Raw genomic sequence first — 7,070 nt, 5'->3', positions numbered from 1 at the left:
AGGCGAGATCGACGACGTATCACTGCAGCGGGTGCTGTCGAAAGTGGCGCTGGGCCATCTCATCATTCGGCTCAACGAGGTTGCGGACTGGGCCAAGCGGCTCTCGCCCGGCGAGCAGCAACGCGTCGCGTTCGCCCGCATTCTGCTGCACAAGCCGAAGGCGGTGTTCCTCGACGAGTCGACATCGGCGTGCGACGAAGGTCTGGAATTCGCGCTGTACCAATTGATCCGCACCGAGTTGCCCGACACCATCCTGGTCAGTGTCAGCCACCGCGGCACCGTCGGGCAGCACCACGAACAACAACTGGCACTGCTCGGTGAGGGCGATTGGAGGCTGAGCCGGGTCGAGGGCGGCGGGCCGGAACCCGCGCTGGTCTAACCACGGTCGGCGCCACGCCGCGGTAGCTTCCCGGCATGGAAACGTTCACGCCATCCCTGGACTGGGGCAACGAGCTGGTCCTTTCTTTGCTGTGGGTAGCCAAGGCCTGGGCCATCAGTGCGGTGTGCACGGTGGTTGTGCTCGCCCTACTCGCCCGCTACACCACGTGGGGCCGGCAGTTCTGGCGCATCACCGGCGACTATTTCAAGGGCCGCCAAAGCATTCCGGTCTGGGTGTGGCTTGGAGTGCTGTTGTTGTCGGTGATGATCGGCGTGCGCTTGGATGTGTTGTTCAGCTACCAGAGCAACGACCAGTTTTCCGCCCTGCAGATGGCGGTGAGCGGCGACGAGGCGGCCAAAGAGACGGGCAGACAGGGCTTTTGGGTAGCGCTCATCATTTTGGCGGTACTGGCCGCCGCCCACATCGTCCGCATCCTGCTCGATCTGTACCTGATGCAGCGGTTCATCCTCCGCTGGCGGGTGTGGCTTACCCACCGGCTCACCGGTGACTGGCTGGATGGTGACGCCTACTACCGGGGACGGTTCATCGACTCGCCGATCGACAACCCCGATCAGCGCATCCAGCAGGACATCGACATCTTCACCACCGGCACCGGGCCGGAAACCAACACACCGACCGTCGGGACGATGCACACGCTGGTGTTCGGCGCCGTGACGTCGATCGTGTCGGTGGTGTCGTTCACCCCGATTCTGTGGAATCTATCCGGCCCGCTGACGATCTTCGGCGTCACCGTTCCCAGGGCGCTGTTCTGGATCGCGTTCCTCTATGTGTTTGTCACGACGGTCGTCGCGTTCTGGATCGGCCGCCCGCTGATCCGGCTGAGCTTCCGCAACGAGCTCACCAACGCCGCGTTCCGGTACACGCTGGTGCGACTGCGCGACGCCGGCGAGGCCGTCGGCCTCTATCGCGGCGACGAAGCGGAGCGTGGTCCCCTGTTGACGAGATTCGCGGCCATTGTCGACAACTACCGTGCCTTTATTCGACGCGGTGTGGCGTTCCTGGGCTGGAACCAGACCATTAACCAGATCATCGACCCGCTTCCACTGGTCGTTCAGGCTCCCAGGCTGTTCGCCGGCGAGCTTCAGCTCGGCGATGTCACTCAGTCGTCGAGCGCGTTCAGCAACGTGCAGAGTTCACTCTCGTTCTTCCGGGCGGTTTACGACTCATTCGCCAGCTACCGCGCGGCGATCATCCGGCTCGGTGGGCTGATCGCCGCCAACGAAAAAGCCAGAGCGCTACCGACATTGACCTCCGAAAGCAGTCCCGACGGCTCGGTGGAGCTCGATGACGTCGAGGTATGGACGCCGGCCGGGGTGCGGCTCGTCGATCCGCTCGACATGCGGCTGTCCCCGGGCGACTCGTTGGTGATCACCGGCGGCTCCGGCACCGGCAAGACAACGCTATTGCGCAGTTTGGCGCAACTGTGGCCGTTCACCTCGGGCACCCTGCGTCACCCACAGGAGGACACCATGTTCTTGTCCCAGATGCCGTACGCGCCGCTGGGCGACCTGCGTGCGGTGGTCTCGTATCCCGCCGAGGAGCACGCTTTCTCCGACGACGCAATCCGGGCGGCGCTGGACACCGTCGCGCTGGCCCACCTCGGGGACCGACTCGACGAGGTGGCCGACTGGGCCAAGGTGCTCTCCCCCGGTGAGCAGCAGCGCATCGCGTTCGCACGGGTCCTGCTGGCCAAACCCAAGGTGGTGTTCCTGGACGAGTCGACCTCTGCGCTCGACGAGGGTCAGGAATTTGCGCTGTACCGAGCGCTGCGCGCTCAGCTGCCGGACACCATCGTGGTCAGTGTCAGCCATCGAAGCACGGTCGAACAGCATCACGATCGGCGCTTGGAACTGCTCGGCGACGGCGAATGGCGACTGGGGCCGGTCGGCGAAGAGCCGGTGGGTGTCTAGCGCCGCGCCGCGTGGGTTCCAGCGCGGCGGCCGAAGAACGAGCCCTCGCCCAATTGGGTTCCGCTGGAGTACCCCTTGCCGTCCTGAGCGATGTTCGACGCGCACGCACCTGCGGCGTATAACCCAGGAATCGTCGAGCCGTCATCCCGCAGGACCTCCCCGTCGATGGAGACGACCAGTCCGCCCATGGTGAACCCGGAGTACATCGCCCGGCCCAGCGACATGTCGAATGCCGCCCACGGGCCGTTGTCTTGTGCCGCAACGTATTCCGGCTCCTTGTGGAAGTCGGGATCCTCGCCGCGTGCAGCGTTCTCGTTGTACCGGTTCAGAGTAGCCACCAGCTTGCCCTCGGGAATCCCCAGTGCCGCCTCCATCTCCTCGACCGTCTCCCAGCCGTCGATGAACCGGATCAGCGGCAGCGGAGGCATTTCGGTGTGTGCCTCATCGACGATGAGGAACGCCGCCTGGTCCGGTTGCTCCAGCACGAACGCCGACGTGCGTGAGTGATAGGAGTCCTCGGCGACGAAACGCTGACCCTGGTTGTTGACGATGATGCCGGTGAGCAGGATCTCCGGCGGGTATGCCGCGGCGGTGATGAACATCTGGTCCAGGTTCTTGGCGACGCCGCCCGCCGACACACCCATTCGGATGCCCAGCCCGTCGTCGTAGGGATTGCCGAGAATGTAGGGCTCCACCAAGCCGTGGTGCTTGGTGCGTCGCTTTTGCCCGAGCGCCGGCGTGTTCTCAGCGACCATATCCGGGTTCATCGCGAATCCGCCCGCGGCGATGATGACCGCCTTGGCCTTGACCGCGCCGGTTTCGGTGAAGTGCTTCCAGCGGACGCCGACCACTCGTCTGCCTTGGCTACCGTCGTCGACGATCAGGTTGGTTGCCCCGGTTTCGTAACGGATCTGCACGCCGAGTTCGTCGGCGCGTTTGACCAAGAGATCGATGACCATTGCGGCACCGCCCAATTCGCCGGGCACCGGCACGGAGTGGCCACGCGGCGCGGGCTTCGCCTGCGCGCAGAACGGCCATACCTTCTCGTTGCCCGTGTACGACAGGCCCTCGGTGTTCGGCGGGACGATGATCTTTCCGGGGTAGTAGCTGCGTTCGAACTGAAAACCCAGGTCCTCCAACCAGTTGAAGTGTTCGACGCTGCCGTCGCAGTAGGCGCGGATCTTGTCGTGCTCCGGATCGGGCGAGACTGCTACGAGGTACTTGTACATCGCTTCGGGACTGTCGTCGAAGCCGGTCGCCTGCTGCACCGCGGTCCCGCCGCCGAGATAGAAGTGGCCGCCTGCCATCGCACTGGTGCCACCCGCGGCGGCCGCGCGTTCCAGCACCAGCACCCGGGCCCCGGCGGCCGCGGCGCTAACCGCCGCGCACCCGCCGGCGATGCCGAAGCCGATCACCACGACGTCGACCTCGTCGGACCAGCTCGTCGCGTCGGCGGCATCGACGGTTGCCGGGATCTGCTTCATAATTTCTCCTCGCCCGAGCGCTCGTCGGTGCTCACTGCTGCTCCTGCTTGATGTAGTCGAAGAAGGCCCGGATATCGGACGGGATGTGTGCGATCTCGATGAGGTCGCGTGTCACCCACGCAATCTGGACAGGTGTCTGGGCGTGCATCGCCTTGAGAATATCTCCGGCGGGCCCAGGAAGCTAGAACGTGTTCTAGTTTCTATGCCTCGCCGAGGTACGCCTTGAGGCACCGATCGGCCGACGCCCGCGCCGCCGTACTCCCAGGTGGCGCCGATCGCGCCGCGAAATCTGCAGGAGAGTCGTGATCTCGCTCGACTCACAGCCCTGATGCAGAACTCGGTGAGTGCCCGCGTCGAGCGCAGGTAGCCGTCAGCCGGGCGGCGGCGGCGCACCCGCCGACTGGACGACGTCCGCGCGCGCTTGCTCGCTGGCGGTCTGCCAGGACACCGCCGCCGGATAGTTGCCCCAGGTGCTGTTGAACATCCCGATGATCACCGCTCGGCCGTCGTTGGTGACCACATAGACCGGTCCGCCGGAGTCACCCTTCTGGCTGACGATCCCGTTGGCCATCGTGAACCAGCCGTTGTTGACCGCTTCGATGGTGCCGCAACTCTCCCCGGTGATCATGCCGAAGTGGCAGACCGGCCGACCCGGCTGGGGCACGATGCTCGGATCCGACACCAATGTCCGCCCGCCGGGCAGGATGTTGTTCACCGCAACATCGGGGGCAAGCCCGATCGCCTCCCAGTCCGAGATCATGTGGTCGGTGGCGATGGTGGCGCCGTCGGGGGTGTTGTCGCGGAACGTCGCCTGCGTGCCGATGACGTTGCCGTCCTTGTCGGCAACCCGCCCGCTGCCCCGGCAATGGCCGGCGGTGAATGCGATGCGCGCCGCGGGGTCGACGAAACCCAGGGTGCACACGTTGGTGTCCTGGCGAATCTCCATGCCCGGGTAGACCAGCACGCCGGGATTGGCGGGTGCGGGGCCCGCAGGGACGACCAGCGCAACGATCGGCGCGGCCGCAGCGGCCAGCACGGACAACCATCGTCGGTGCACTTGTCGTCTCCGATCCGTGGGGCCAGTGACGTTCAGCCTACCGGCGAGGTTGCCGACAGCTTGACCGCTCCTGCTACGGAATCGTCAGCACCTGGCCCGGATGGATCAGGTCGGGGTTGGAGATACCACTGGCATCAGCAATGCGCTGATACTTGCTGCCGTCGCCGTAGAAGCGTTCGGAGATGGCCCACAGCGTGTCACCGGAGACAACGGTGTAGGTGCGCGGAGCCGGCGGTGGCGGCGGTGGCGGCGGAGGCGGAGGCGCGGCTTCGGGGGCCGGTGCCGGTTCCTCGGCCGCGGCCGGCACCACTTCGGGCGCCTCGGCTTCCGCCGCGGGTGGCGCCGCCCTAGGTTCATCAGTCTGTGTGTTCGACGCCCATGCCGGTCCGTCGAAACCGTAGAGCACCAGGTTGCGGTCGTCCTGCAGCAACAGCCGAACATCCTTTGCGCCCTCGGTGTCGGTGTGCCACACCGGCTTATCGGGCGTGTACAGCACGAAGTTGCCGTCTTTCTGCACCTCGGCACGCACCACGTCTTGCCCGTTCGTGTCGGTCGCCCACACCGCTTCAGCGCCAGCGGCAAGCACCAGGTTGCCGTCGTCCTGCAGGGTCAGCGTGTATGCCCCGTTCCTCGACGTCAGCGATTGACCGCGCTCAAGCTTCTCGCCTTTGGCGAGTCTGTCTGTCACGTCGTTGCCCCTTTCTCACGGCGACGTCCTGTCGCCCCGACGCGGGTGAGCTTACTGATCTTGGATTTGCATGTGGGCGGTTCGGATCGGCCCAATTGAAACGTCCGGTAAACGACGGGCGGCGTGTTCAGGAATCGAAGCCGAGACCGAGCGCGTCCAGCGTCCGCGGCAACAGGTTGCGCCGTCCCGCCGCATGGTCGGCGCGGTCGAGCGACCACCTGGTGGCCTGGATTCCGATGCTGACCAACGGCTCAGGCGGAAAGGGCATGTGAGGCTGGCGTCGACGAAACCGCCGTTGCCGCCGGACGCCGCCCAACCCACCCGCTCGGCGTCGACAAGAACGATTCGCTGATCCGCGGGCACTACCCGGGCGGTGGAGCAGCTCGTCCCGTCGACCGCACTCCGCCGCCGGTGAAGCGGGCCAGCACCGGGCCCACGATGGCCAGGATGAACACATAGGGCGTCGCCACCGCGCCGACCGCGGTGCTCGACGCGCCGACCAGGCCGATGATGACGAGCGAGAATTCCCCACGTGCGATCAGCGCCATGCCGGCGCGCAACTGGCCGGGCCGGGCAACTCCCTCGCGGCGCGCTGCGAACTGACCGGTCAGCACCTTCGTTCCGGCGGTGACGGCGGCCAGCACCAGCGCCGCGGGCAACATCGGCACCAGATCGCCGGGGTCCACCGACAGCCCGATCGCGAGGAAGAAGACCGCCGCGAACAGGTCCCGCAGCGGGGTGAGCACCTGCCGGGCGCGGTCCGCGGTTTGACCGGTCAGGGTCAGCCCGACGAGGAACGCGCCGACGGCCGCCGAGGCATGGACGAACTCGGCCAACGCGGCAACTATCAGGGTCAGCCCGAGAATTCTCAGCAGCAGCTGCTCGTCGTCGGGATGTGCCAACAGCCGCCCGAGGTGGTGACCCCAGCGGTAGGACGTGACGAAAGCGGCACTCAGCGCCGCGACCGCAATGCCCATGCCCACCAAGGCATTCAGCAGAGTTCCGCCGGCCGCAAGGACGGTGAGCAGCGGCAGATAGGCCGCCATCGCGAAGTCCTCCAGCACGAGAATCGAGAGCACGGGCGGGGTTTCCCGGTTACCGAGGCGGCCAAGGTCGTTGAGCAGGCGAGCGATGATCCCGGACGACGAGATGTAGGTGACCCCGGCCAGAGCGAGGATGCCTATCCCGTTGAGGCCGAGCAGCCAACCGGCCAGCGCGCCGGGGATTGCGTTGAGCGCAACGTCTACCCACGCCGAGGGCAGGTGTCGGCGCAGGCTACTGGTGAACTCCGAGATGGAGAACTCCAGACCCAGGGTGAGGAGCAGCAGCACCACCCCGATGGACGCGCCCGCCTCGACGAACTCACCGACGGCAGGGACCGGCGCGATGCCGCCTTCGCCGAGCGCGAGCCCGGCCAGCAGGTAGAGCGGGACCGGCGATAGCGCGAATCGGCGCGCGATGGTACCCAGCACCGTGAGAACCGTGAGGATGACGCCGAGCTCGAGCAACAGCGCCACCGAGACCTGCATAA

6 protein-coding genes and 1 pseudogene are annotated in these 7,070 nt (G+C 66.2%); 2 read left to right on the top strand and 5 right to left on the bottom strand.

The window, feature by feature from the left end; all coding sequences use genetic code 11:
• On the top strand, positions 1–379 hold a 379-nt coding region (locus tag ACRDU5_RS12020; RefSeq protein ID WP_526614738.1), incomplete at its 5' end, for an ATP-binding cassette domain-containing protein.
• Between the two features lie 35 nt (positions 380–414).
• A complete protein-coding gene (locus ACRDU5_RS12015; RefSeq protein WP_526614737.1) occupies positions 415–2,310 on the top strand; it encodes an ABC transporter ATP-binding protein/permease in 1,896 nt (631 codons plus the stop codon).
• Here the strand turns inward: ACRDU5_RS12015 and ACRDU5_RS12010 are convergent.
• The 5 genes and pseudogenes from ACRDU5_RS12010 to ACRDU5_RS11990 all read right to left on the bottom strand — a co-directional run bounded on the left by ACRDU5_RS12010 (position 2,307) and on the right by ACRDU5_RS11990 (position 7,068).
• A complete protein-coding gene (locus tag ACRDU5_RS12010; protein WP_526614759.1) occupies positions 2,307–3,797 on the bottom strand; it encodes an FAD-binding protein in 1,491 nt (496 codons plus the stop codon). The genes ACRDU5_RS12015 and ACRDU5_RS12010 overlap by 4 nt on opposite strands.
• A gap of 367 nt (positions 3,798–4,164) precedes the next feature.
• A complete protein-coding gene (locus ACRDU5_RS12005; protein WP_526614736.1) occupies positions 4,165–4,851 on the bottom strand; it encodes an Rv1815 family serine proteinase in 687 nt (228 codons plus the stop codon).
• A gap of 73 nt (positions 4,852–4,924) precedes the next feature.
• Positions 4,925–5,539: a LysM peptidoglycan-binding domain-containing protein gene (locus ACRDU5_RS12000; protein WP_526614735.1), complete on the bottom strand. Its 615-nt coding sequence runs from the start codon at positions 5,537–5,539 to the stop codon at positions 4,925–4,927.
• Positions 5,540–5,666: 127 nt separating this feature from the next.
• Positions 5,667–5,822 (bottom strand): annotated as a pseudogene (locus ACRDU5_RS11995) (FAD-dependent oxidoreductase); the annotation flags it as partial.
• Positions 5,823–5,901: 79 nt separating this feature from the next.
• Positions 5,902–7,068: a cation:proton antiporter gene (locus tag ACRDU5_RS11990; RefSeq protein ID WP_526614734.1), complete on the bottom strand. Its 1,167-nt coding sequence runs from the start codon at positions 7,066–7,068 to the stop codon at positions 5,902–5,904.
• Positions 7,069–7,070: the final 2 nt, after the last annotated feature.

This window comes from Mycobacterium sp. (genome assembly GCF_050701515.1).
In the GTDB taxonomy this organism is placed as follows: Bacteria; Actinomycetota; Actinomycetes; order Mycobacteriales; family Mycobacteriaceae; genus Mycobacterium.
Note: the sequence above shows the minus strand (reverse complement) of the source record. Positions and strands in the feature narration are given on the sequence as shown.